This is a genomic window from Streptomyces sp. URMC 124, assembly GCF_051386455.1.
Taxonomy (GTDB): Bacteria; Actinomycetota; Actinomycetes; order Streptomycetales; family Streptomycetaceae; genus Streptomyces.
Genome location: NZ_JBPQTS010000003.1, coordinates 21,839 through 45,622, shown reverse-complemented (window position 1 = coordinate 45,622; position 23,784 = coordinate 21,839). Strand labels below are relative to the sequence as shown.

Annotated in this window: 26 protein-coding genes and 1 pseudogene; 19 read left to right on the top strand and 8 right to left on the bottom strand. The window is 70.9% G+C overall.

The genetic code is table 11. The features are described 5' to 3' along the window. Positions 1–68: 68 nt before the first annotated feature. Complete coding sequence (locus ACSNOG_RS01200; RefSeq protein ID WP_436750590.1) at positions 69–644, bottom strand: helix-turn-helix domain-containing protein; 576 nt, start codon at positions 642–644, stop codon at positions 69–71. Positions 645–757: 113 nt separating this feature from the next. Between ACSNOG_RS01200 and ACSNOG_RS01195 the strand changes: the two genes are divergently transcribed. Beyond that, positions 758–1,624: an EamA family transporter gene (locus ACSNOG_RS01195; RefSeq protein WP_436750589.1), complete on the top strand. Its 867-nt coding sequence runs from the start codon at positions 758–760 to the stop codon at positions 1,622–1,624. Between the two features lie 60 nt (positions 1,625–1,684). On the opposite strand, the gene ACSNOG_RS01190 is transcribed toward ACSNOG_RS01195, so the two are convergent. Further along, positions 1,685–2,425 (bottom strand): hypothetical protein, encoded by a 741-nt coding sequence (locus ACSNOG_RS01190; RefSeq protein WP_436750588.1) that lies wholly within the window; start codon positions 2,423–2,425, stop codon positions 1,685–1,687. 250 nt (positions 2,426–2,675) lie between these two features. Between ACSNOG_RS01190 and ACSNOG_RS01185 the strand changes: the two genes are divergently transcribed. Then, complete coding sequence (locus ACSNOG_RS01185; protein WP_436750587.1) at positions 2,676–3,293, top strand: TOPRIM nucleotidyl transferase/hydrolase domain-containing protein; 618 nt, start codon at positions 2,676–2,678, stop codon at positions 3,291–3,293. Between the two features lie 58 nt (positions 3,294–3,351). Here the strand turns inward: ACSNOG_RS01185 and ACSNOG_RS01180 are convergent, their stop codons facing one another. Further along, on the bottom strand, positions 3,352–4,662 hold the full coding sequence (locus tag ACSNOG_RS01180; protein WP_436750640.1) for a phosphatase PAP2 family protein: 1,311 nt from the start codon (positions 4,660–4,662) through the stop codon (positions 3,352–3,354). Between the two features lie 193 nt (positions 4,663–4,855). Further along, complete coding sequence (lepB, locus tag ACSNOG_RS01175) at positions 4,856–5,653, bottom strand: signal peptidase I (protein WP_436750586.1); 798 nt, start codon at positions 5,651–5,653, stop codon at positions 4,856–4,858. A gap of 149 nt (positions 5,654–5,802) precedes the next feature. Between lepB and ACSNOG_RS01170 the strand changes: the two genes are divergently transcribed. The 12 genes from ACSNOG_RS01170 to ACSNOG_RS01115 all read left to right on the top strand — a co-directional run bounded on the left by ACSNOG_RS01170 (position 5,803) and on the right by ACSNOG_RS01115 (position 17,024). Continuing rightward, the gene (locus ACSNOG_RS01170) at positions 5,803–7,071 is read left to right on the top strand and encodes an MFS transporter (protein ID WP_436750585.1); all 1,269 of its coding nucleotides are present in this window, start codon (positions 5,803–5,805) and stop codon (positions 7,069–7,071) included. After that, entirely contained in the window at positions 7,068–8,081 is a 1,014-nt protein-coding gene (locus ACSNOG_RS01165; RefSeq protein ID WP_436750584.1) for a sugar phosphate nucleotidyltransferase, read from the top strand. The genes ACSNOG_RS01170 and ACSNOG_RS01165 overlap by 4 nt, the downstream gene beginning before the upstream one ends. 285 nt (positions 8,082–8,366) lie before the next feature. Further along, the gene (locus tag ACSNOG_RS01160) at positions 8,367–9,545 is read left to right on the top strand and encodes a phenylacetate--CoA ligase family protein (RefSeq protein ID WP_436750583.1); all 1,179 of its coding nucleotides are present in this window, start codon (positions 8,367–8,369) and stop codon (positions 9,543–9,545) included. Between the two features lie 247 nt (positions 9,546–9,792). Next, positions 9,793–11,163: an aspartate aminotransferase family protein gene (locus ACSNOG_RS01155; protein WP_436750582.1), complete on the top strand. Its 1,371-nt coding sequence runs from the start codon at positions 9,793–9,795 to the stop codon at positions 11,161–11,163. Next, positions 11,160–12,212 (top strand): Gfo/Idh/MocA family protein, encoded by a 1,053-nt coding sequence (locus ACSNOG_RS01150; protein ID WP_436750581.1) that lies wholly within the window; start codon positions 11,160–11,162, stop codon positions 12,210–12,212. Before ACSNOG_RS01155 ends, ACSNOG_RS01150 begins: the two co-directional genes overlap by 4 nt. Further along, on the top strand, positions 12,209–13,165 hold the full coding sequence (locus ACSNOG_RS01145) for an ROK family protein (RefSeq protein ID WP_436750580.1): 957 nt from the start codon (positions 12,209–12,211) through the stop codon (positions 13,163–13,165). The genes ACSNOG_RS01150 and ACSNOG_RS01145 overlap by 4 nt, the downstream gene beginning before the upstream one ends. 32 nt (positions 13,166–13,197) lie before the next feature. After that, the gene (locus ACSNOG_RS01140; protein ID WP_436750579.1) at positions 13,198–14,427 is read left to right on the top strand and encodes an acyl-CoA dehydrogenase family protein; all 1,230 of its coding nucleotides are present in this window, start codon (positions 13,198–13,200) and stop codon (positions 14,425–14,427) included. Beyond that, positions 14,417–15,256, top strand: coding sequence for an inositol monophosphatase family protein (locus ACSNOG_RS01135; protein ID WP_436750578.1), 840 nt, complete (start codon positions 14,417–14,419; stop codon positions 15,254–15,256). Before ACSNOG_RS01140 ends, ACSNOG_RS01135 begins: the two co-directional genes overlap by 11 nt. Positions 15,257–15,270: 14 nt before the next feature. Continuing rightward, entirely contained in the window at positions 15,271–15,864 is a 594-nt protein-coding gene (locus ACSNOG_RS01130) for an NUDIX domain-containing protein (RefSeq protein WP_436750577.1), read from the top strand. A gap of 446 nt (positions 15,865–16,310) precedes the next feature. Further along, positions 16,311–16,487 carry a hypothetical protein gene (locus ACSNOG_RS01125; RefSeq protein WP_436750576.1) on the top strand — a complete coding sequence of 59 codons (177 nt, stop codon included), beginning with the start codon at positions 16,311–16,313 and terminating at the stop codon, positions 16,485–16,487. A gap of 10 nt (positions 16,488–16,497) precedes the next feature. Next, positions 16,498–16,644, top strand: coding sequence for a hypothetical protein (locus ACSNOG_RS01120; protein ID WP_436750575.1), 147 nt, complete (start codon positions 16,498–16,500; stop codon positions 16,642–16,644). A 134-nt stretch (positions 16,645–16,778) separates the two neighbouring features. Next, positions 16,779–17,024, top strand: coding sequence for a dihydrofolate reductase family protein (locus ACSNOG_RS01115; RefSeq protein WP_436750639.1), 246 nt, complete (start codon positions 16,779–16,781; stop codon positions 17,022–17,024). Here ACSNOG_RS01115 and ACSNOG_RS01110 read toward each other — a convergent pair. Continuing rightward, positions 17,006–17,371: a hypothetical protein gene (locus ACSNOG_RS01110; RefSeq protein WP_436750574.1), complete on the bottom strand. Its 366-nt coding sequence runs from the start codon at positions 17,369–17,371 to the stop codon at positions 17,006–17,008. The genes ACSNOG_RS01115 and ACSNOG_RS01110 overlap by 19 nt on opposite strands. A gap of 42 nt (positions 17,372–17,413) precedes the next feature. Between ACSNOG_RS01110 and ACSNOG_RS01105 the strand changes: the two are divergent. Beyond that, positions 17,414–17,602 (top strand): annotated as a pseudogene (locus tag ACSNOG_RS01105) (carboxymuconolactone decarboxylase family protein); the annotation flags it as partial. Between the two features lie 157 nt (positions 17,603–17,759). Here the strand turns inward: ACSNOG_RS01105 and ACSNOG_RS01100 are convergent. The 3 genes from ACSNOG_RS01100 to ACSNOG_RS01090 all read right to left on the bottom strand — a co-directional run bounded on the left by ACSNOG_RS01100 (position 17,760) and on the right by ACSNOG_RS01090 (position 20,088). After that, positions 17,760–18,206 carry a spore-associated protein A gene (locus ACSNOG_RS01100; RefSeq protein ID WP_436750573.1) on the bottom strand — a complete coding sequence of 149 codons (447 nt, stop codon included), beginning with the start codon at positions 18,204–18,206 and terminating at the stop codon, positions 17,760–17,762. A 254-nt stretch (positions 18,207–18,460) separates the two neighbouring features. Next, positions 18,461–19,531 carry a CU044_5270 family protein gene (locus tag ACSNOG_RS01095; protein ID WP_436750572.1) on the bottom strand — a complete coding sequence of 357 codons (1,071 nt, stop codon included), beginning with the start codon at positions 19,529–19,531 and terminating at the stop codon, positions 18,461–18,463. Continuing rightward, on the bottom strand, positions 19,528–20,088 hold the full coding sequence (locus ACSNOG_RS01090) for an RNA polymerase sigma factor (protein ID WP_436750571.1): 561 nt from the start codon (positions 20,086–20,088) through the stop codon (positions 19,528–19,530). The genes ACSNOG_RS01095 and ACSNOG_RS01090 overlap by 4 nt, the downstream gene beginning before the upstream one ends. A 274-nt stretch (positions 20,089–20,362) precedes the next feature. Between ACSNOG_RS01090 and ACSNOG_RS01085 the strand changes: the two genes are divergently transcribed. The 4 genes from ACSNOG_RS01085 to ACSNOG_RS01070 all read left to right on the top strand — a co-directional run bounded on the left by ACSNOG_RS01085 (position 20,363) and on the right by ACSNOG_RS01070 (position 23,688). After that, positions 20,363–20,830, top strand: coding sequence for a hypothetical protein (locus tag ACSNOG_RS01085; protein WP_436750570.1), 468 nt, complete (start codon positions 20,363–20,365; stop codon positions 20,828–20,830). Positions 20,831–20,989: 159 nt separating this feature from the next. Then, positions 20,990–22,093, top strand: a complete 1,104-nt coding sequence (locus ACSNOG_RS01080; RefSeq protein ID WP_436750569.1) for a hypothetical protein — start codon at positions 20,990–20,992, stop codon at positions 22,091–22,093. A 181-nt stretch (positions 22,094–22,274) separates the two neighbouring features. After that, on the top strand, positions 22,275–22,700 hold the full coding sequence (locus tag ACSNOG_RS01075; protein ID WP_436750568.1) for a hypothetical protein: 426 nt from the start codon (positions 22,275–22,277) through the stop codon (positions 22,698–22,700). Further along, a complete protein-coding gene (locus ACSNOG_RS01070) occupies positions 22,615–23,688 on the top strand; it encodes a tyrosinase family protein (protein WP_436750567.1) in 1,074 nt (357 codons plus the stop codon). The genes ACSNOG_RS01075 and ACSNOG_RS01070 overlap by 86 nt, the downstream gene beginning before the upstream one ends. Positions 23,689–23,784: the final 96 nt, after the last annotated feature.

Here is a 23,784-nt window from a genome sequence, read left to right as displayed (position 1 = left end):
GGTCTGACGGAGGCGTGCGCGCGATCAGCCTGTAGCCGTGCGAGCGTGCGCCCGTCAGCGCGTAGACGTCAGTGCGCGGGCGGCACGACCACGGCCATGGTCATCTCGACCGCCTCCGCACCGTCGTTGCGATAGGTGTGGGCCACGCTCGCCTCGAACGTCGCGGAGGCACCGGCGGGGACGACGTGCTCTTCGTCGTCCACGACGAGGGTGAGCTCGCCCGCGGTGACCGTGAGCAGTTCGAGCGTGCCGGCCGGGTGCGGGTCGGAGGCGCTGACGTCGCCGGGGGCGATGCGCCAGTCCCACAGTTCGACGGGCCCGCGTCCCTGGGCGCCGACGAGCAGGGTGGTGTGGCTGCCCGCCTCGGTCGACCACATCCGCACCGTCTGCTCCTTGGGCACCAGGTGGACGCGGGTGCTCTGCTCCTGGTCCAGGAGCGTGGTGATGCTGACGCCGAGCGCGTCGGCGAGCTTGACGGTCGTGCCGACGCTGGGGTTCGTACGGGCCTGCTCGATCTGGATGATCATGCCTCGGCTGACCCCGGAGCGGGCTGCCAGCGCATCGAGGGTGAGGTGGCGCTCGCCGCGCCAGCGCTTGAGGTTGCGGGCGAGCGACTGGGTGAGCCGGTCGAGGTCCGTAGCCATCTCTGTCCGTCTCTCTCCGCCTGCGGTCACATATATTTAATACCGAAGTCCAAGATAGTGAACTACGGTGTGCTGCACTGCACTGTTCACCACACTGTACTGCGAGGTGTTCCATGACGGCGGTCTTCGCCCTGACCACGAGCTTCCTGTGGGGGCTGGCCGACTTCGGCGGCGGGCTGCTGACCCGGCGCATCCCCGCCCTGACCGTCGTCCTGGTGTCGCAACTGCTGGCCGTCGGCGCCCTGGGGGCGATCGTCGTCGCCACGGGCGGCTGGTCGGAGGCCGGTCCCCAGCTCTGGTACGCGGCCGCGGCCGGCGTCGTGGGCCCCGCGGCCATGCTCGCCTTCTACAAGGCGCTGGCCCTGGGCCCCATGGGCGTGGTCTCACCGCTGGGCGCGCTCGGCGGCGTCGCGGTGCCGCTGGGCGTGGGGCTCGTCCTGGGCGAGCGTCCGGGGATCCTGCAGTTCGCGGGCATCGCGGTGGCCGTGGCGGGCGTGGTCCTGGCCAGCGGACCGGGACTGGGCGGGGCACCCGTACAGCGCCAGACCCTCGTCCTGACCCTGATCGCGGCGTTCGGCTTCGGCTCGGTGATGGCCCTGATCGCCGAGGCCTCGCACAACCTGACCGGCCTGTTCCTCGCCCTGTTCGTCCAGCGCGTGTGCAACGTCGCGGTCGGGGCGGGCACGCTCTACGCCTCGGTGCGCCGCGGCAACCCTGCCCTGCCCGAGGGCGGCTGGAGCGCCGTCCGCTCGGCGCTGCCCGCCCTCGCCTTCGTCGGCCTCGCCGACGTGGCGGCCAACGGCACCTACTCCATCGCCGCCAACAACGGCCCCGTCACCGTGGCCGCCGTCCTCGCCTCGCTCTACCCCGTGGTCACCGCCCTGGCCGCCCGCGGCGTCCTCCGCGAACGCCTGCGGACGGTCCAGGCGGCAGGCGCGGGCCTGGCCCTCGTGGGCACCGTGCTCCTGGCCACGGGCTGAGGCCCCCGCCCCGGCCCGGGACCCGGTAAGCCGTGGGCTTACCGGGAAGACCGGCTCCGGTCAGCTGGTCTTCGCCGTGACCGCGGTCAGCTTCTCGGAGGCCTTGGCCAGTGCCTTGCCGAAGGCTTCCTTGCCGCGGTCGCCCTTGTCCGGGTAGTTGTTGATGACGGTGGTGACGGCTCCGCGGCTGCGAACGGTGCCCATGTCGAAGTCCATCTGCATGTCGCCCGTGACGACCTTCACGGTGTAGGTGAGCGAGTCGTCGCCGTACTTGTGCTGGTCGGCGGTCTTCTTCACGGTGACCGTGGTCTTCTTGCCGCCCTGCTTGCCCGTGAAGGTCGTGCACGCCGTCTCGACGGCGGTCCGCAGCCCGGCCATGGTCTTCTCGGCCTGGGGGCGCGGGTAGCCGCTGACGATCTGCGCGACCATGGTCTGATCGCCCTTCTTGGTGAAGACCCGCTCGCTGTTGGCCTTGTGGTCCCGGTCCACCTCTCCGCTGTTGAGGACGTTGGCGATCGGTGCGCACTCGGGCTTGGTGTCGGTGATGGCGTCCTCCTCGGCGCCCTGCGACTTGTCCAGCGTCGTATTGGCCTCGACCTTCCAGCCGGCAGGCAGGTCCTCCAGGGCGACGAGGGCCTGCTCGGCCTGAGCGGCCGTGATGTGGGCCGGAGCCGACGGGGCCGCGGAAGCCTTCGCCTTCTTCTCGGTCCCGGTCCCGGAGTCGCCGTTGCAAGCGGTCAGGAGCAGTAGCGACGAGGCAGCCAGAGCGGTGAGCACGACCTGGCGGGAGCGAACCTGCACAAAAATCCCTTTCAACAAATCCCTCAAGGAGATACGCGAGTACGCACATCCTGGACTAGTCCAGCACACCCCACTGACACCGGCCCTGGCGCCTGGTCAGGAATCGCATGCGGGCAGTGAGAACCCGTCACCTCTCGCGAACGGCGCCCGGACCGCAGGGCCCTCTCCCCGGACGGATCCGGCAGCAAGCCCACGCCGCGCTCGGACATATTTCCGTGCCGTGCCGTCGCCGGACGTGCAGACTCACTGCATGGCGGACATGCGGGCATTCCAGGATGCGGTGCGGAGCTGGGCGAACGGCGGCTCCGGCGGGGCGGCGGGTGAATTGGCCGCACGGCTGGGCGTGCGCACGGCGGTGCTGCTGGAAGGGCCGAGCGACCTCGCGGCCGTGGAGACACTGGCCGCACGGCGCGGGCGGGACCTGGACGCCGAAGGGGTGTGCGTCGTGCCGATGGGCGGGGCGATGAGCGTCGGGCGCTACGCCGGCCTCCTCGGGCCGCCCGGCCTCGGCCTCCGCCTGGCAGGGCTGTGCGACGAGGGCGAGCAGCGTTTCTACGACCGCGGGCTGCAGCGGGCGCGGGCGCCGCAGCGGGGCTTCTTCGTCTGCGTGAGGGACTTGGAGGAGGAGCTCATCCGCGCGCTGGGCACGGCAAGAGTCGAGGAGATCGTCGGAGCCGAAGGCGACCTCCGTGCCTGGCAGACCTTCCTGCGCCAGCCCGCGCAGCACGGCCGGCCGCGGCAGCAGCAGCTGCGGCGCTTCCTCGGCACGAAGAAGGGCCGCAAGATCCGCTACGGCCACCTCCTCGTCGAGGCACTGGCCCCCGAACGGGTACCGGCCCCGCTCGACGATCTCCTCGCGAGCCTCTGACCGACACCCCGGACGGATGCCCCGGACGGGTGCCCCGGACGGATGCCGGCCCGCGCGCTCAGACCAGTTCGGGTTGCGGTTCCGGCTGCTCTCGCGCCGGCGCGGCCTCCGGGACGTTCCGCTCCCAGCGTCGGGTGGTCCGTACGTAGCCGTAGATCACGGAGGCGAGCGCGAGAAGGAGAAGCGGTCCGGACAGCCACCGGTGCTCGGCCATCTCCACCGGCAGAAAGCGGTAGGAGGCCAGGAGCGCGGCGAAGACCGCCGAACCGTAAGCGACCAGCCGGATCCCCGACCGGTCCCAGCCGCGGTCGAACGCGCGCAGAGCGGTCTCGATCGTGAGGGCGAACACCGCGCCGGCGACGAGATCGACGCCGTAGTGGTAGCCGAAGCCCAGGGTTGCGGTGAGCGTGGCAACCAGCCAGAAGGCGCCCGCGAAGCGCAGGATCCTCGGGCCCTTGCGGGTGTGGATGAAGATCGCGGTGGCCCACGCCGTGTGCAGGCTGGGCATGCAGTTACGAGGGGTGAGCCCGTCGTACAGCACCGGGTGCGGGATGCCGATCGGCGGCGCCGTGCCCGGCCACAGGTTGGCCACCGCCCACTGCACGCCGCCGGTGCCGGAGGCGCCGGGGCCGTAGGCGAAGACCGGCCCGACCACGGGGAAGATCATGTAGATGGCCGGGCCGAGGAGGCCGATCACCAGGAAGGTCCGCACCAGGTGATGGCGCGGGAAGCGGCGCTCGGAGGCCACATGGCGCAGCTGGTACAGCGCCGCGGCGACCGCGGCGACCGCGAGCTGCGCGTAGACCACGTCGACCACGTGGGTGCTGATCGGGCCGGAAGCCTTGAGGATCCGGCCCACCAGGAAGGAGGGGTTGCCCAGGGCGTGGTCGGCGGTCGCCACGTACTGGTCGAGCACCATGGGGCGTGTCTTCGACGTGATGAGCAGCCACGTGTCGCCGGTCTTCCGGCCGGCCACCAGCAGCAGGCCCAGTCCGACGCCCTTCAGCAGCAGCGTGCGCTCCCCGCCGGTGCGGCGCGTGAGCGCGATGATCCCGTAGCCCAGCATCGCCCACAACGCGCCGTTGCCGAAGAAGTGACCTTCGGGCACCTCGGCGTCGATCGCCCACCGCACCAGCACGAAGACGACGTCGATGCCGATCGCGGCACCGGCTGCGACGAACCGCTGCCGCCAGGTGAGCACCACCATCATCAGCGCCAGACCGCCGTAGAGCGGCCCCGGCTTGGGGGCGAAGATCACCTCTTGCACCTGGGTGGTCACCGGCCCCGGCACGCCGGCGTAGCGGCGGGCGGCGATCTCCAGCGCGATGAGCAATCCGAGGGTCGCCACACCCGCCGCGGCCCACAGGATCGCTCGCGGTTGACGCCACGCGGCGAACTTGGTTCTGCAGCTTATTCGCGAAAACACCCGTCACACTATATGCGTCAATTTCTGACCGGTTTGCCCGGTATTGACCAAGGTGATCACTTTCTTCGCCGAAGGCTCACCGGGCGAATGCCGGAGGGCGCTGAAAAGCGCTCGACACGCCCTGAGGCGCGTGCCGCTATCGCCGGGACGTGTCGGGTACCGGCAGGGTGTCCCAGCGGGAGACCGGCCACGCTATCGCGACGGCTCGGCCGATCACGTTCTCCACGGGGACGAAGCCGTGGTCCGGCGCGTTCCTGTGGGCGCGGGAGTCCGCGGAGTCGTTGCGGTGGTCGCCCATCACCCACAGCCGGCCCTGGGGAACCTTGACCGTGCCGACGGGCGCGTCGTCGCACGGGGTGGCATCCGGGTGGAGGTACGACTCGTTCAGCGGCGTGCCGTTGACCTTGACCGGTTCGCCCGCCGTGCACGTGATCGTGTCGCCGCCGACTCCGATGACCCTCTTGATGAGGTGCTTCTCCTCCGCGGAGGGCATCAGGCCGATGAAGGAGAGCGCCTTCTGCACGCCTTGCGGGACGGTGCTGCTCTGCTCCGGGAGCTCCTGCGACCAGCCGTCGGGGGCGCTGAAGACGACGACCTCGCCGCGGTGCGGTTTCGCACCGAACCACGGGGTGAGCTTGTCCACCAGCACCCGGTCGCCCCTCTGCAGAGTGTTCTCCATCGAACCCGAGGGAATCGAGAACGCCTGTATCAAGAAGGTCTTGATCAGCAGGGCCAGGGCCAGGGCCACCCCGGCGAGCATCAGCGTCTCCTGCCACCAAGGGCGCTTCTTCCGCGGCCCCCGGCCCGGCGTGCGGCTTCTCCTCGGCCACGGGCGTCTTGCCTTCCGGCCCTCGCGGTCCGCGGCCGCGGGCTCCTCGTCAGTTCTCACGCTCGCCCTTCCTCTTCCGTCCCGGAAGCTCCGATGAGCACTCACAAAACAGTCAACGAACGCCAGTTCCCTCAACCGGTGACGTGCGTTGCCAACTCGGAGGGGCAACGGACAACTCCTTGATCACCTTTTCCCGGTCGAACAGGCTGTTCTTCGGAAGGCGGCACACCAGGACGGGGAAAGGAGGCGCGGCGATGTCCGTGACATGCAGCAGCAGGGCCGGATGGGCGGCACGGCTCCTGGGTTCCGGTTCCGGGCTGCCGCCCGCGCTCGCGCTGGGTTCGGTCACCACCGCCGTCGGGTCCGGGGTGTTCGCCGCCGGGAGCGCCGTGTTCTTCACGGGGTACGTGGGATGCAGCGGCACGCAGGTGGGCCTCGGGCTCTCGGTGGCGGCACTGGTGGCGTTCGCCGCGCAGGTCCCCCTGGGAATGCTGGTGGACCGGATGGGCTCCTGGGCCTGCTGGCTCTTCTCGGTGGGGCTCCTCATGGCGCTCTTCGCCAGTTATCCGATGGTCACGGGTTTCCCTTCCTTTCTCGCGGTCGTCGTGGCGTCCACCGTGTGTTCGACACTGGCCGGCCTGAGCCGGGGCCGTTACGTCGGCGACGTCCTGGGAAGCGAGTCCAGGGTCAGGGCCAGCGCGAGAATCCGGGTGAACGCCAACATAGGGACGTCCCTCGGAATGCTGCTGGCGGCGGCCTGTCTCGCCATCGGCACGCGAGAGGCGTACGTCGCGCTTCCGGTCGTCAACGCGATCAGTTATGTCGTCGATCTGGTGCTCATCGGTTTCTTCATGCCGAGAACGGCGCCCGTACCGCGTGACCGTACGCGGACGGGCAGGGCGGCGCTGCGGGACGGCCCGTTCCTCACCCTGACCGTGATCAACGGCATCATGATGGTGAACGACACCCTGCTCGGCATCGTGTTGCCGCTGTGGGTGCTGCGGAGGACGGACGCGCCTCATGCCGCCATCGCGGCCGTCTTCCTCCTCAACACCGTTCTCGCGGTGCTCTGTCAGACACGGGCGGGCCGGGGCGCGGAGAAGATCCGCGGCGCCGCCCGGGCCCAGCGGAGGGCGGCCTGCGCCATTGCCGCATCGTGTGTCGTGTTCGCCGCCACCGACGGCAGTTCGGGGTGGCGGACGCTCGGCCTGCTGATCGCCGGGACGGTCGTCCTGACGGCCGGGGAGCTCCTGGAGGCGGCCGCCGCCTGGGGGATCTCCTACGGGCTGGCGCCGGACGACCGCCGCGGCGAGTACCTGGCGGTGTTCGGCCTGGGGCCCCAGCTCATGCACATCGTCGGCCCGGTCGCCCTGGCCGGTCTGATCCTGGCCTACGGATGGGCCGCCTGGCTCGGCATCGGCGTGGTGGTGCTGGGCGCGGGAGCGGCCGTCGGGCCCGCTGCCGCCTGGGCGGAACGACGCAAGGCACCACTTCCCTCCCGTGTGAGACAGGACGTCCAGTGAAGGCATTCATCCTCGCGGCCGGACTCGGTGAACGGCTGCGGCCGTTGACCGGGGCACTGCCCAAACCTCTTGTCCCGGTGTTCAACCGGCCGGTCATCGGCCACGTCATCGATGCGCTCTTCGCCGCCGGCTGCACGGAGATCGGCGTCAACGTTCACGCCTTTCCCGACAAGATGACGGCCTACCTGACGGAGCACAGGGACGACGCGGACCGGCTGTCGGTCTTCCACGAGGAAGAGCTGCTGGGATCGGTCGGTACGCTCCGCCGCTGCCGGGAGTTCTTCGCGGACGGACCGGTGCTGGTCACCTGCGCGGACATCGTCAGCACCACCGACTTCGCGGGTCTGGCCGAGCAGCACCTGCGGAGGCGGCCCACGGTGACGGTCGCCGGAGTCCCGGTCCCCGCGCACTGGAGCGGGGACTACGTGGAGACGTCCGACGGGATATCGGTCCGCTCCTTCTCCTACAAACCGGGGAAACCCGTCGGCGACTCCGTCACCGGCTGCTTCGGAACGTGGATCGCCGGACCGGACTTGCTGGACGGGGCGCCGGCCGACGCCTTCGACGTGTCGCGGGACGTCCTCACCGCGCTGCCGTCCGGCGGAAGGACCATGGACGTCTTCGAGGACGACGAGGTCCGGCTCTGCGACGTCGGCCAGTACGAGCTCCTCCACCTCGCGAACACCAAGGGGATCGAGGGGGTGTTCCGGACCGAGCACAGGGCCCGCAAGGTCCGGCCGGGTGTGTACGACCAGGGTGAGACGGACCTCGGACCCGCGGCGCTGGTCACGGGTCCCGTGCTCCTGGGCAAGGACGTCGTGCTCGGGGACGGCTGCGAGCTGTCGGGCCCGCTCGTCGTGGGGCACCGGGCGGTCATCGGCGCCGGGGCCCGGGTCACCGACAGCGTGCTCCTGCCGGGCTGCGTCGTACCCGAAGGCGCGCACGTCGAGAAGACCGTCCTCGGCGATCCGGCGCGGGTGTGGCCGGCCATGGTGCCGGACCTCTTTTAACGAAGCCCTTGGAAGCCCTTGGAAGCCCTTCGAAACCTTCGAAGCGCTCTCCCGGCGAAACCCCTCTCATCCCACCCCTTCCATTTGCACCGACCGTGACCGAGCCATGGGGGAAGTTCCGTGATTCCGACAACTGACGAGGCCGTACGGACCGGCTACCGGGCCACCCTCGCGTCGACCGCCGCGCAGGAGGCGCTGCTGGTCGACCGGATCAGAGAACTGTCCGCCGGCGAGGAGCGGCCGGAGGAGTTCGGGCAACGCCTGGCGGCAACGCTCGCACGAGCGGTGCGGGACGTACCCGCCTATCGCGCGGTCGGGCTGTCCGGCGACGACCTCGCGGATCCGTTGGCAGCGTTGTCCCGCTTCCCGCTGGTGGACAAGACCGATGTAAGGGACCGGTTGGCGGACTTCTGCAGCGACGACATCGACCCCGACCGGTGCCGGTTCGGCACGACATCGGGAACCACCGGCGTGCCGCTGAAGGTCATCCACGACCTGGAGTACATAGCGTCCGAGTACGCGGCCGCGCTGCGCAGGAACCGGGAGTCCGGCCTGCCCGACCGGCGCCGCATCCTCGTGCCGATGAAGACCGTCCCCCTGCCGTGGACCGAGTACGAGTCCCCGGCGAAGGGGTACTCCCTCGTCGCCGAATTCGGGACGGGCGCCTTCGAGGACGACCCGGCAGAACTGCTCGAACGCGTCCGGAGGTTCGATCCGGACGTGATCTACGGGCACCCTTCCGACTGCGTGGTCCTGGCGCAGGCCGTCAGGGCGGCCGATGGCGGCGTCGACGCCGACGCCGGCGTGACGCCCAAGCTGGTGGCGACGTTCGGGGAATACATGTCCGCCGGCGTGCGGGAATACCTGGAATCGACTTTCACCACGGCACGGGTCGTCGATTACTACGCCATGTACGAATTCGGAAACATTGCCGTGCAATGCCTCCACGGTGTTTACCACGTCGAGGAAAAGGTATATGTTGAAGCAGTCGGTTCGGACGGCCTCCCGGTCGCCCCGGGAATCTCCGGGGAAATCGTCGTCACCGGTCTCACCAATGACGTCATGCCGCTGATAAGGTACCGCACAGGTGATCTTGGAGCCGTCAAGGACATCACGTGCCGGTGCGGAAAGCAGGGCCAGGCGATCACCGACCTGGTCGGCCGGGGTTCCGGGGTGGTGTCCTTCGCGGACGGCACCCGGGTGCGGCTCAGCGGAGTGACGCGGATTCTTCGCCGCTACCCGCTCCTGCGATTCCAGATCGCCCGGGAATCCGAATCCGCATTCACCGTCCGGATCCAGCCCGCGCCGGATTTCGAAGACGACATGCTCCCCGGAATGCGCACCCTTTTGTCCCGGGAACTGGCGGGATGCTCCGTCGCCGTCCGCGCCGTCGGACCCGCTGAATTCCTCCCGGACAGCAGGCGCAAGACCGTCGACTACCTCGACCTGCGCGAAGCGCACTGAAAGCTCGCGGAATCCGCGTGGTTCCGCGCCGTTCGCCGGCCCCACCCCCAGGGGATCCGGTCCACCCGAAGTCCATCCGTAGAAGGGAGGTGCGCCATGACCAAGCTCGACGCGATCAAGAAGATCCAGGAGATGCGTCTCTTCGAGAGCCGGATCTGATCCCGCTCGTCCCGGGCCGGGGCCGGACCCGCAAGGGTCGCCCCCGGCCCCTCGGCACCACGAACACCACGTCCCGATCGGAGCAGGAATGACTCGCGAAGGCAGCATCGAGCCCGTCGCCTGGGGCATACGGGAGCCGGCCGTGCGCTCCCGAGCGCACTGGAGCGCCGAACAGGAGACCATCGGCCCCGGGCTCCAGGCGGTCATGCTGTGGGCCCGGTTCTGCGTCGAGTCGGCCGACGGCGCGGTCATCACCGACCAGGACGGCAACCGGGTCCTGGACTTCCAGGGCGCGGGCGGCGTCAACTCCATCGGGCACGCCAACCCCCGCTTCGTCGAGGAGATGACCCGGCAGCTGTCCGACTGGACCGCGGGAGCCTTCGGTTCGGCGGCGCGCCTGGACATGGTCCGCGTCCTGCAGGAGTACCTCGAGGCCCCGCTCGACCGGATCCAGCTCTACAGCGGCGGCACCGAGGCCGTGGAGGCCGCGCTGCGCCTGGCCAAGTCGGTCACCGGAAAGCACGAGTTCCTGTCCTTCTGGGGCGGCTTCCACGGCAAAACCATGGGCAGCCTGGCCCTGACCACCGGCAGCGCCCGGGGGCGGCTCGGCCCCCTGCCCCCCGGCAACTTCAGTGCCCCCTACGCGAACTGCTACCGCTGCCCGCTCAAGCTCACCTATCCGAGCTGCGGGCTGGCCTGTGTGGACAGCGCCCGGGAAGTGATCAAGCAGCACTCGACCGGCGCGCTGGCGGCGATCGTCGTGGAGCCGGTGCAGGGGCGCTCGGGCAACGTCGTGCCGCCGCCCGGTTACCTTCCGGCGCTCGCCTCCGTGGCCCGCGAGTTCGACGCGGTGCTGATCGACGACGAGATGATGACCGGATTCGGCAGGACCGGCGCGTCGTTCGCCTACCAGCACGAGCCGGTCGTCCCGGACATCGTCACCGTGGGCAAGGGCATGGGGGCGGGCTATCCGGTCTCCGCCGTCATCGCCTCGGCGGAGACGATGTCGGCCGCCCCGTTCAGCGACCCCAGCGCCAGCTCGTCGAGCTTCGGCGCCTTCCCCGCGGCCTGCCGCGCCGTCGCCACGACCGTCGGGATCATCCACGAGGAGAAGCTGGCCGACCGGGCCGAGCGGCTCGGCAAGCAGTTCCTGGACGGACTCCGGCCCCTGGTGGACACCGCTCCCCTGGTCGGTGACGTCCGCGGCCTCGGCCTGGCCCTGGGCATCGAGCTGGTCGTGGACAAGCAAACGAAGGAGCCGGCGGACACGGCGACGGTCCGTCAGGCGTACCTCGCGCTCCTCGAAGCCGGCGTGCTGGTGATGACGGGCGGCAACACCCTGAGGCTGTACCCGCCCCTCACCGTGGACGAGGCCCAGGCCGCCGAGGCCGTCGACATCATCTGCCGCACCCTGCGGGCCATCCCCTCGCCGGCGGCACGGACGGGAGGCGCACGATGAAGGTCGCCCTGGTGGGCTTCGGCACCGCGGGCGAGGCACGCGTCGCGGCCTACCGGACGGTCCCGGACGCCTCGGTCGTCGCCGTCGTGGACCCCTCGCCCCTGCGGCGGGCGCGCGCCGCCGCACTCCTGCCCGGCGCGACGGTCCACGCCGACCTCGACGCCCTGCTGGCCGGCCGGGCCGCCGGTGCGGTCGATGTGCTCGATGGGGTCGATGCGGTCGATGTGGTCGACATCTGCGCACCGCCGGTCTTCCACGTGCCCTACGCGCGCGCCGCCCTCGCCTCCGGGCACCACGTGATCTGCGAGAAGCCCGTGGCCTTCACCGGCGACGAGGCGCGCGAGCTGGTCACGCTCTCCCGGCAGCGCGGCAGGCTGTTCTACCCCGTCCACAACTACGTCTTCTCCCCCATGATGGAAGCGCTGGCCGAAGCCGTGCCCCGGCCGGCGGACGGCGTCCCGATGGAGCTGACGATCGAGATCCTGCGCCCCCGGCACGCCGTCGGCGTGGAGGCGTGGCAGGCGGACTGGCGCACCGACGCCGCCGTGGCCGGCGGTGGCATCCTGCTCGACCACGGCACCCACTGCGTCTACATGGCCACCCGCCTGTTCGGCGCCACCCCCGAAAAGGTCGCTTGCGTCATGCGACGGGCCGGGGGAACCGCGGCGGCCGGTGACCGTGCGGTGGACGTGCGGGCAGATCTGCGGATGGAGTTCCCGAACGGCGTCTGCGAGATCGTCCTGAGCTGGATCAGCGAGGTGCGCAGCAACCGGTACCGCCTGTCCACGGGGGCCGGAACCGTGGACGTGCTCGACGACCTGGTCGTCGTGGACGGGCCCGGCGGGCGCGTCGAACGCGGCCTGATGTCGCCGACGGCGAGCTCCACGCACGAGGAGTGGTTCGCCGCGATGTTCGCCGACTTCACCGAGGCCGTCGGTGACCGTACGAAGCGGGAGCGGCCCCTGGACGAGGCGCTGTCCACCGTCCTGATCACCGAGGCGGCCTACCGGTCGGCGCGGCAGGGCGGGCTCCCCGTAGGCCTCGGATGACGGCCGGCCTCACGCTGGGCGTGGACATCGGGGGAACCAGCGTCCGGGCCGGCCTGGTCCGGGCGGACGGCGAGATGCCGGGGCCGTTCCTGGACGTGCCGCGCGCGCCGGACCTGCCGCGCCAACTGGCCGCGATGGCCGACGGCCTGATCGGCTCGGCGTCCGCGGCCGGCCTGCGGGTGACGGGCGCGGGCATCGCCGTTCCCGGCTCCCTCGACCCCCGCACGGGCCTGGTGTCCTCCGCGCCCGGTGCGGAGGACCTCCTGGGTCTGGACCCGGCGGGCATCGACCTCGGCCCGGTGGACGTCACCCATGTGGTCAACGACGCCGACGCGGCCCTCGTCGGCGAGTGGTGGTACGGCGCGGCGCGCGGCGCCCGCAGCGCGCTGGGCGTCTTCGTGGGCACCGGTGTGGGCGGCGGCGTCATCGCCGGGGGCGAGTTGCTCGTGGGCAGCACCGGGATGGCCGGCGAGATCGGCCACATACCGCTCCTGCCCGACGGGCCGCCCTGTCCGTGCGGCGGCCACGGCTGCCTCCAGCAGCTGGCCTCCGGAACCGCGGTCGCCCGCTGGTACGCCGAGCGCACCGGCGAGAGCGTGCGGGGCGCCTCCGAGGTGGCCGCGGCGGCCCGCGAGGGCGACCGGCTCGCCCAGGAGGCCTTCGCCCGGGCCGGTCAATGGCTGGGCACGGGCGTCGCCACCGCCCTCAACCTCCTCAATGCCGAAGTCGTCGTGGTGGGCGGCGGGATGGCCGCCGCGTGGGACCTCTTCGGTTCCCTGCTGACGCGCACGGCGCGCCGCCTCGCGATGCCGGGCACGGCCTCCGCGTGCCGGATCGTCCCGGCGGCCCTGGGGCGCCGCGCCGGAGTCGTCGGCGCGGCCCTGGGCCGGCATGCGCCGACCGCCGTGGCACGCGCGCAACCTAGGCAGTTCGTCACCCTGGAGCACTCATGAGTACGAGCACAAGTACGAGTACGAGTACGCGCATGAACACAAGCACGAGTACGAGCACGAAGCTGGAGACGATGGTGCATGACGCCGAGGGCCGCGCCGCGCGGTCGGCCCTGCTGGACGAGGTCATCCGCGACGTCGTGACGCCCCTGGCCCGCGAGATCGACGAGGCCGGGCGCTTCCCCGAGGAGGCCGTCCGCGCCCTGGGCGACGCGGGCCTGCTGGCCCTCACCATCCCCCGCGAGGACGGCGGTGCCGGAGCGAGCGCCGACGAGCTCGGCGACGTGGTGCTGCGCCTCGCGACGGCCTGCGCCTCCACGGCCATGGTCTACGTGATGCACGTGACGGCGCTGAACTCGTTCCTCGCGCTCCCGGCAGGGCCTCAGCGCAGCGCGTACCTCGCGGAGATCCGCAAGAACCGCCTGCTGGTGACCGAGGCCATCAGCGAACCCGGCTCCGGCTCCCAGTGGTGGTCGGTCGAGAGCACCGCCGAGCGGATCGACGGCGGCGGTTACCGGATCACGGCCGACAAGAGCTTCTCCACCTCGGCCGGACACGCCGACCTCTACGTCGTCTCCACCCGCACCCCGGGATCCGACAACGACCGCGACCACGCGGTCTTCGCCGTCCGGGCCGACGAGGGCCGGATCGAGAGCGGGCAGTGGAAGGGGCTGGGCCTGGCGGGCAACAGCAGCACGTGGATCACGTTCCGGGCCGAGGTGGGGGAAGAGGCACTGCTCTACTCCGGTTCGCAGGGAGCGGGGCTGCGCACGTACAACGAGGCCAACCAGCCGCTCTACCACCTGGGTGTGTCGGCCGCCTACCTGGGCATCGCCACCGCCGCCTACCGGGCCTGCCTGGACCGGATCCGCACCCGCCGGTACAGCGGCAATCCCAGTGGCTTCGGCGCGAACCTCAGCCAGTACCCCGTCGCGCGCCGGCACATCGGCACCATGGCGATCCGCCTGGCGACGACCCGCGGCCTCGTGGAGGGGCTGGCTCGCGCGATCGACGGCAAGCAGAGCCTGGACGAGATGGCCGTGCTCATGACCGCCTGCAAGGTGGCGGCGGCGGAAGCGGCGGCCGACATCGCGCAGGAGGCGATGATGGCGAGCGGCGGGATGGCGTACTCCCGCGGCGCGCTGCCCATCGAACGGCACCTGCGCGACGCGCTCGCCGCCTCGCTCATGGGCCCCAACGACGACTTCTGCAAGGAACTGATCGGGCGCCTCGAGGTCGAAGGGTCTTCGTACCATGACCTCTGAGCGGCTCCACGTCGCCCGTGAGGTGGCGCGGCGGGCCTCGTCGACGGCCCTCGAATTCTTCGAACGCCCCCAGGTGCGCCACTGGTCGAAGGGCGACGGCTCCCTGGTGACGGAGGCCGACCTGGCGACCGAGGAGCACGTCCGCCGCGCGCTCGCCGAGCTCGCGCCGGGCGAGGAGGTGCTGGGCGAGGAGTACGGCGGTTCCCCGACAGGCGCGGGCCACTGGATCGTCGACCCCATCGACGGGACGGAGAACTTCCGGCGTGGCGTCCCCATCTGGGGCGTCCTCGTGGCGTGGCGCTCCGGCGGGTCCGGGGCCGATGGGTCGGGCGGGTCGGCCGGGTCGGCCGGGTCGGGCGGGGAGGTGACGGACGCCGCGGTCGTCGCTCCGGCCCTGGGGCGCAGCTGGTCGGCGAGCCGGGGGCGGGGCGCCCACGACGGCGACGGCAGGCCGCTGCGGGTCTCCGCGGTGGCCCGGCGGTCGGAGGCGTCCTTCTGCTACGGCGGAGCCCACGAGTACGAGCCGGCCGAGATGGCCGCCTTGGGTGTCTTCGCCTCGGGTTTCCGCACGGCGTGGGGCATCGGGAACTTCTACGCGCACATGCTGGTCGCGGAGGGTGCCGCCGACGGAGCCCTGTCCGTGGGCACGTCGGTCTGGGACGTCGCGGCACCTTCGCTGATCGTCGCCGAGGCCGGCGGTACGTGGTGCGACCTCGGGGGCAGGCATGACCTCGGGTCGGGGGCGCTGCTGACGACGAACGGGCGTATCGGCACGACGCTCCTGGAAGGCGTCCGAACGGCGTGCCCGCAGGCGGGCGGCAGCCGATGACGGAAGGAAGCACCGTGTCCTCCGATCCCGCGGCCGCACAGTCCGGATCGGCTCCAGGACCCGGAGAACCGGAGCTCGTCGCGACGAGCTCGGCCGTCGTGTACGAGAACCGCTGGATGACCGTGCGGGAGGACCGGACGCTGCGCCACGACGGGCGCGAGGGGGTGTTCGGAGTGGTGGAGAAGCCGGACTTCGCGCTCGTCGTTCCCCACGCCGACGGCGGCTTCCACCTCGTGGAGCAGTACCGCTACCCGGTGGGCGGACGGTACTGGGAGTTCCCCCAGGGCTCCTGGGAGGAGGACCCGGCCGCCGACCCGGTGGCACTGGCCCGCGGCGAACTGGCCGAGGAGACCGGGCTGCACGCGGGAAGCATGACGCACCTCGGTCACCTCTTCGAGGCCTACGGCTACAGCAACCAGGGCTTCCACGTCTTCCTCGCCGAGGACCTCACGGCGGGCGAACAGCGGCCCGAGGACGCGGAGAAGGGCCTGGTGTCCAGGTGGTTCCCGGAGGCCGAGGTCTGGGACCTGATCGCCGAGGGCACCTTCAAGGACGCACCGTCCCTGGCCGCCCTCGCTCTTTTCCAGCGCCACCGCGAACGGCACTGACGCCGGGAAGGGCGCTGAGCGCCGGGAGCGGCACTGACGCCGGAACGGCGCTGAGGCCGGTGGGCCGGGACGCCTCGTCAGGGGCGCCCCGGCCCACGCGTTTACCGGTCCTGTCCGAACAGGGTCCGGGCGAAGTACCCGTGTCGGAGTACTCCCGCGTGCTCACGATCGTGAGCAGCTGAAGCGCCGTGCACCGCACCGGACTTGGCTCGCTTCCCTGCGGACCGGGCCGGGACACCGAGATCCTCGCCGCCACCGCGCGCCATCGGCGCTCACGGCCCCGCCAAGCTCACCCTCGCGCACGTCGGCGCTGAAGCAGGAGTCTCCCGGCAACACTGTCGCAGCGCTTCGGCTCCAAGCGGGGCCTGCTGCTGGCCTTCGCCGCGGACGCCGCCGCCGACGCCGCCGCGCCCTACCGGAGGGCGCGGACCGCTCACGACTCGCCCTTGGCGGCCCTGCACGCCGTCGCCGACGAGTTCGCCGGCTACATGTCCACCCCCGAGGAGATGGCCAATCACCTCGCCATGCTCCAGCTCGGCCTCTCCGATCCGGAGTTCCGCGTCCATGCCGCCGAACACACCCGTGCAGTCGACGCGGCTCTGCCAGAACTCCTCACCTGCTGAGGAGCACCCTGTGACCTTCACCACCACCGTCTTCATCGGCACCAGCCTCGACGGCTGCATCGCCCGCCCCGACGACGACATCGAATGGCTGACCTCGCGCGGCAAAGGGCCGGCGACCTGGGCTTCTTCGAGTTCCTCGACTCCGTCGACGCCGTGATCACGGGCCGCAACACCTACGACAAGGTCATCGGCTTCGGCGAAGAGAACTGGCACTACGGCGGCCGCCACGTCGGCGTCCTGAGCACCACCCTTCCCGAGGACGCCGACCCGCGCATCACCGTCTACCGCGACATGCACAGCCTCGTCGCCGACCTCGACCGGCGCGGGATCAAGCACGTCTATCCCGACGGCGGACGCCTCATCCAAAGCTTCCTAGGCACCGGACGCGTCGATGCGTTCACCATCAGTGTCGCCCCGGTCCTGATCGGCGCCGGCCACCGTCTCTTCGGCGAGCTGACCGAGGACGTCCCGTTGCGCCTGGACTCGACCGCCGACGTCGGCGGCTTCGCGCAGCTGCGCTACACCGTGGAGAAGTAGCGGCGCAGCCGGGCGGGCGGGGCCGGTGTTTCGACGCGCCGGGCCGACCGGCCGGGCCGGCCGTTCAGGAACCGCCGAGCCGGCTCGTGGCGTCGAGGCGGAACGCGGTCTCCGCAGGGACGACGCTCCGCAGGGCGGCCTCGATCCCGTACGCGCTTCGCGCCCGGCGCCGCGCCCCACTCCGCCCGCAGTTCGCCGAACACGACGGCCGAGCGGTCGAGGGCGTCGCGGCCGTGTGCGGTGAGCCGGACGAGCTTGCGGCGCGCGTCGCCGGGATCGTCGGTGCGCTCCGCGTAGCCCAGGGCGAGCAGCCGGTCGACCGTCTTGCCTGCAGCCTGTTCGGACACCCCGAGGCGCCGCCCGATGTCGCTCGCGGTCGCGCCCCGGACCCCGAACGCCTCGACGCCGTCCGCCGGTTCACCCTCCAGGTCCTTGCCGCCTCGGGCGCGGTGAGCGAGGAGGAGCTGGCGGCTTTCCAGGCCCACGGCTACACCCGCCGCAACGCCCTGGAGGTGGTCCTCGGCATCGGTACGTACACGGTCTCGACGCTCGCCAACCGCCTCACCGGCGCCGCGTAGGGGGGAACGGCCGAAGGAACGACCGAGGGGACGGCCAAGGAACGGCCGAAGGAACGGCCCAGGGAACGGCAGGCAGGGGCGCACGCCGACCGCCCACCGCTCCACCCACCGCTCCACTCACCGCTTCGGTTCCGGGCGAGCGGGCCTGCTACCCGGTCTAGGCCAGAGTGCCGCAGTTTGTCTTGTAGCGGGCCACGACGTAGCCGTCGATCTCGCCGCCCCAGTCGACGCACTTGCCCTTGGCGTCCAGGTAGACCGGCCCCGCGTACGAGGTGTAGAAGCCGTACTGCTCCTGCTTCGACTTCAGCTCGCTGTTGCGCTGGATCCAGGAGCCCACCCACAGCCGCGAGCCGGACGAGGTGTTCCGCTTCGTCACCACACAGTTCTTGCCGGTGGCAGCGTTGTAGGCCAGGTAGACCGTCCCGCGGCCGGGGATCGGTATCTGGTTGACCTGCGCGTATCCGGCGCCGCACTCCCGGTTGTACGCGGCGGCGGGGGCCGGAGCGGCGACGGCCGTTCCGGTGCCCACCGCCAGTGTGGTGACGGTGGTCGCGGCGGCGAGTAGGGCAGCTCCCGCAACACGGGTACGTACAGCACGCTTCATTGTGTCCTCCGTGGAGTCGCAAGTCGCATGGTGTCGGTCGGTGTCGGCTGACGGACGCACACGGATGTGCGGGTACAGCCGTCTCCGTGCCCACACAGACACGCCGCACCCCAAAGAGGTTGTGCGCCCCTTCGTCCCCACCACCAGAACCGGCCACCACGAAGAAGCGACGCGGGTCCCGCAGGCTGAGGGCCGCCGGGAGGACCGCCAAGAGGACCGCCGGGCCGCTCCACCTGCGCCACTTCCCGGGGGCGTTACGTCCGCGGGGACAGCGCCGGCGCATCCCAGGCGGGCCCGACGGAGAGGTAGGTGGTGCGGTGGAGGAGGTCTCCGGCCCGCAGTTTCTGCGTTCCCCACTTCAGGCCGTCGTTCCGTGCCGTGTCCACGCTCTCCAGCGTGTGGAACGTCCTGGTGTCGATGATCAGTCGCCGGAGCCACGTATCGGCGTCCAGGTCGACGGCCGTGCCGGTGCGCCCGGTGCTGTCCTTGACCCCTTCCGTCACCCGCACCCCGGGAATCCCGGTGAGGACCTTGAACAGCGCGGCCCGCAGCTGCGGTTCGGCGGGTGACCGGGCGAGCAGGTCCTCGATGCCGTCGAAGAGCGCCTCCGGTACCGACTCCACCTTGTTGACCTTCCCGACGAGCCGGTCCCGCAGCGCCGCCTGGTCAGTGGGCAGCTTCTTCAGCTCGTCCCACATGATCGGATTGCGACCGATCCAGAAGGACGTCCCCGCCACCTCCCCCTGGGAGTGCTCCCGGACCGGGCCGTTGCCGAACTGCCCGCGCTCGCCGTTCCGGCTCAGCCAGACGGTCTCGTACGACTCGTCCCGCTGGTCCTTCTCGACGCTCCGGCCCCACTGAAAGGTCCGCACCTTCCAGTACGGTGCCGCCCCCATCTCCGTCCCCGGCGTCGTCCCCGTCCCCGTCGCCGTGCCCGTCCGCTCCGCCGCCGGGGAAACCTGCGCGCCGCCGTCCCCGGAGTCCGACCAGGGCTGGAACGCGACCCCCAGCGCGATGGCCACGACCGCCGCCACCGAGACGAACACGGGAAGGCGTCGCCGCCACGTCCGTACGGGCACGACCGCCGCCGCCACCGGCTCCCATTCGAGCTCCACGGCCGACGCGTTCTCCTCCGCCCGGCCGTCTCCTTCTGCCTGGCCTGCTGCCGACCGGACCGCGGCCAGCGCCGCGGCGACGGCGGCCGCCGAGGGCGGCGCGACCTTGCCCGCGGACTTCAACCGCCCGGCGCCGGGGAAGTCGAGGAAATCCGCGTCGTCCGTGTTCCCGTCGTGGTTCCTGTCGTGGTTCCTGTCGTGCCCGGTCATGCGAGGTCTCCTGTCAGGGAAAGCGGGGCGAAGGTGCCGAGCGCCGCGCGCAGCCGGGTGCGCGCCCGGTGCAGCCGGGACCTGGCCGTACCCGCGGGGACGCCGACGACGGCCGCGGCCTCGGTGGGGCTGAGCTGCTCCCACGCGATCAGGAGCAGCAGCTCCCGCTCAACGGCCGGCAGCTCGGCCAGGGTCCGGCGCATCAGCGGCGCGACCGCCGCCGCGTCCAGCCTCCGGTCGACGGCGTGCCACGGGTCGCTGCTCGCCTCGCCGGCGAGCGCGGCGGCGGCCACGGGACGTTCGCGCCCGCTCCAGTGCGCGGCCAGCACGTTGCGGGCCACTCCGAACAGCCAGGCCCGGACCGGCCCACGGGCCGCGTCGTAGGTGCCGCGCCCCGCGTAGGCCCGCAGCCACGCCTCGGCCAGCAGATCGTCCGCCGCGCCGGGCGCCCGGCGTGCGAAGTAGCCGTGCAACGCCCTCGAATGGCGCTCCACGAGCGGTTCGAAGGCCGACGCGTCGGTTCCCGAGCGCGCCAGCAGTTCCTCGTCCGTCGCCACGGACCTCCCCTTCCACGGGCCACGCCTCCCGCGGCCCCCACCCCTACTTGCACTGGCCCCACAAAAGCGTTCGCGCCCGCCCCGCGAGGGCCGGTTCGAGCAGCCGCTGCAGTGGCGAAGGACCGAGCCGGCTCGCGCACGCCAGACCGCACCTCCCCTTCACTCCATGCACCCTGCTGTTGACCCTCTGTTGCTGCTTGAATGCTCTGCGCGCCGCGCGTGCTGCGCACTGCTGCGTCGCGCATGAGCCCGGTTGTCATCGAAGGAGACTGACATGCATCTGAGGGTGGGAAAGAACCGACGAGTGGCGCTCGTGATCTCCGCACTCATGATCGCGGCAAGCGGTCTCGCCCAGGGAACGGCTTCCACCGCACGGGCTGCGTCGCCGACCCCGACCGGAAAGCCGGTGAAATCCGTGCCCGCAGTAATGGAGGCCTGCCATGGAGAGGGGTCGGTCCCCCTCGGGGCCGGCTGGATCCACATCAGGGCCAACATCTCGATCGCGGGGCACCCGGGGTACCGGCAGCACTACCAGGGATTCGTCTCGAACGGAGGTGACGCCACCTCCATCGCCGTTCAGGTCAAGGGATGGGAGGGCAGCCAGCTGAAGTGGTACGGGCTGGGCGCGACGGAGAACAAATTCGAGGGGTTCGTGCCTTGGGGGTACAGCCTGGCCACGCCCGAGATCAGGGTGCTGAACACCGGCTTCAAGATTGACCCATTCGTTCGTTTTAACTGTTGAAGATGTGCACGCCAGGGCAACCGGATCAGCGCCCGCCCGCCGAGCCGACTGCCACGTCCGTTCGGCCCTGAATCCCTCAGTTCTCGCGCCGAGCAGTAAGGAGTGTGAACGTTCTGCACATACTGAGCGCCGTTCGTTTCCGCGCTCGTTGAGCCCACTATGACGCAACCACCACCCGGATACGGCCATCCCCAACCACCCCCGCCGCCGCACCCGTACTTCCTGAGGCCGGCCCGGCGCTGGTGGCAGCACCCGGCGCTCGTCATCGCGGCCCTGACCGTGCTCCCGCCCGGCGGGATCGCGCTCGCGTGGCTCAGTCACTGGAGCCGGACGAAGAAGATCACTACCACCATCCTCGCTGCCCTTTGGTTCGTCACCCCGTTCCTCGGCGACCCACCGAAGGACCCGAAGAGTGACGCCAAGCCGAAGGCCGTTGCGGCCGCGCCGTCCGCGAGCCCGACTCCCAGGCGACCACCCAGTTTCGTGGGTCAGAACCTCAGGGCAGCCAAGACCGCCGCACACTCAGCCGGGTACGGCGCCATCTCGCACGACGCCTCGGAAAACGACGCCGGACAGTGGGACGACGACAACTGGAAGGTGTGCTTCCAGACCGTGGCGGCCAAGAAGGCCGGCACGATGCCCACACTCGACTTCGGCGTGGTTCGCAAGGAATGGCCGTGCCCGGCAAAGGACGACGAGCCTATCCCCTACCCGAAGATGCCGAAGGTCGTCGGCCAGACCTTCGCAAAGGCGTCCACGACGCTCAAACCGTTCGCGTTCAAGGCGATCAAAGCCGAGAGTGCCTACACCGACATCACCCTCCCCGCGACGGTGAACGACTGGACCGTCTGCTTCCAGAAGCCGGAAGCGGGCAAAGAGATCGAGTATCCGAAGCGCACCACGGCGCATCTCAAGCTGACCGCGCCCGGCACAGCATGCCCGAAGACGGAATCCACCAAACTGCATCCGGATCCGGATCCGCTGCCGGTGCCGCCGCCCAGCACGGGCGATGCCCACTCCGGTGACTCCGGTGACTCCGATGACTCCGGTGCCACCTCGTCCGGCGCCCCCTCCAGCTCCACCTCCTCCGGCGGCTCCGCCAGTTCCTCGTCGTCCGGCGGCTCATCCGGCTCCGGCGGGGGCGGCAGTGCCGGCACGGTTACTCCCGGCGCCTACTGTTCCAGTCCGGGATCTACGGGCGTGAGCAAGAAGGGCGTCGTTTACACCTGCAAGGGCCCTGGTCAGGACCGCTGGCGCCGCTGAGCGTCAAAGCACCCACCCCGCAGGCCGAGCCGGGTGCGCCGGGCGGGGCCGACGGGCCGCCGGCCCCGGGCGCGCGGTGAGCCGTCCCTCACCGCGCGTGGCGGCCGCAGCTGCGGGACGGTGGAGACAGGGAGGTTCGCGCCCGGGGCGCCCCCGGGCACCTGCGACCCGGGAGGTTCTCATGGACCCACAAGGTCTGGCCAACGCCGCTACCCCGGGGAAGCTCGGCGGCTATCTGAGTAGCCTGCCGAAGCTGCCGGCGACCCACCACACCGGGCCGGCGACAACGGTCCGCACGATGGTGCACGACGGTCACCGGATCGTCGTCAGCACCCGTTACGAGATCACCGTGGACGGCCTGCCGATCGGCGCCCATCTCGGCGTGGACCCGAACGGCCAGGTGCACTGCCACGCGCTGCCCGCCTACCAGTTCCTCTCGGCTCTCGACGCGGTGCGCGCGCTGATCGACAACTACCCCGAGGAGTTCCCCGCCGACCCGGCCGAGCCCGAGGGTGGCGGCCATGGCGGAGGCCACGGCGGTGGCCACCATGACCACGGCGACGGCCACAGCCACGGTGGTGGCCGGCACGAGCACGGAGGTGGCTGAGATGGCCGTCGTCCGGAAGAACATCCTCAAGGACACCGCCATTCGCGACGCCTACATCTCCGGCGTCAAGCGGCTCAAGGCCGAGGACTCCACCTTCTCCAGCACGGACTTCGGCATCGCGGGCCCGCCTGCCCAGGTGCGCACCTACGACCTGTTCGTGATCTGGCACATCCTGGCCATGCGGACTGCCGTCCCGCCGGGCGGCGACCCGGACGTCCGCAATGCCGCCCACCGCGGGCCGATCTTCCTTCCCTGGCACCGGGTGATACTCAGCCTGATGGAGGCCAACCTCCAGCGTGTGCTGGGCGATCCGTCGTTCGGCCTGCCCTACTGGGACTGGACGCAGGACATGGAACTCGGCGACCCGAAGGACAGCGCTTTGTGGAAGCCGTCGTGCATGGGCGGCAGCGGCCCCCTTCCCTCCGGCGGCACGGTCACCGACGGACCGTTCGCTTTCGACGATCCGGACCCGGACACCTTCCGGGTCCGGATCGCCACCAACTCCTCGCTGACCCTGATCCGGACCTCGCGCGGGCTGCGCCGGGCACTCGGTGTCGACGCGTCCGACGTGCCCGGCAAGGCGGATGTCGACGCGATCTTCGATGTCGGCCCGCCGACCGGCGACCCGGCCCTCGCCACGTACGACTTCTCACCGCGGAACACGAGCTCGAGCGGCTTCCGCAACCGGCTGGAGGGGTTCAACCCCTTCGGCCTGCACAACCTGGTGCACGTCTTCATCGGCCGGGACATGGGCCTGGCCTCCTCGCCCAACGACCCGGCGTTCTACCTGCACCATTGCAACGTCGACCGGGTCTGGGAGGGGTGGATGTCCCGCAACGGCCGGAACTACCTGCCCGGCCAGTCCGCGCCGGAAAGCCTGCGCGGCCACCGGCTCAAGGACCCGATCGTCTCCCCGATCGGCTCCGCCGCGACACCCGAGACGGTCCTCGACCCGACCGCTCTCTACTCGTACGACCTGCTGCCCTGAGGGTGAGCAGGGCCGGGGGGCCGGCCAGGTGACATCCCCGGTGCGACCAGGCCGACTCGACCTCAAGCTAATCAAGTTTGACTAGTCCACCTGTCG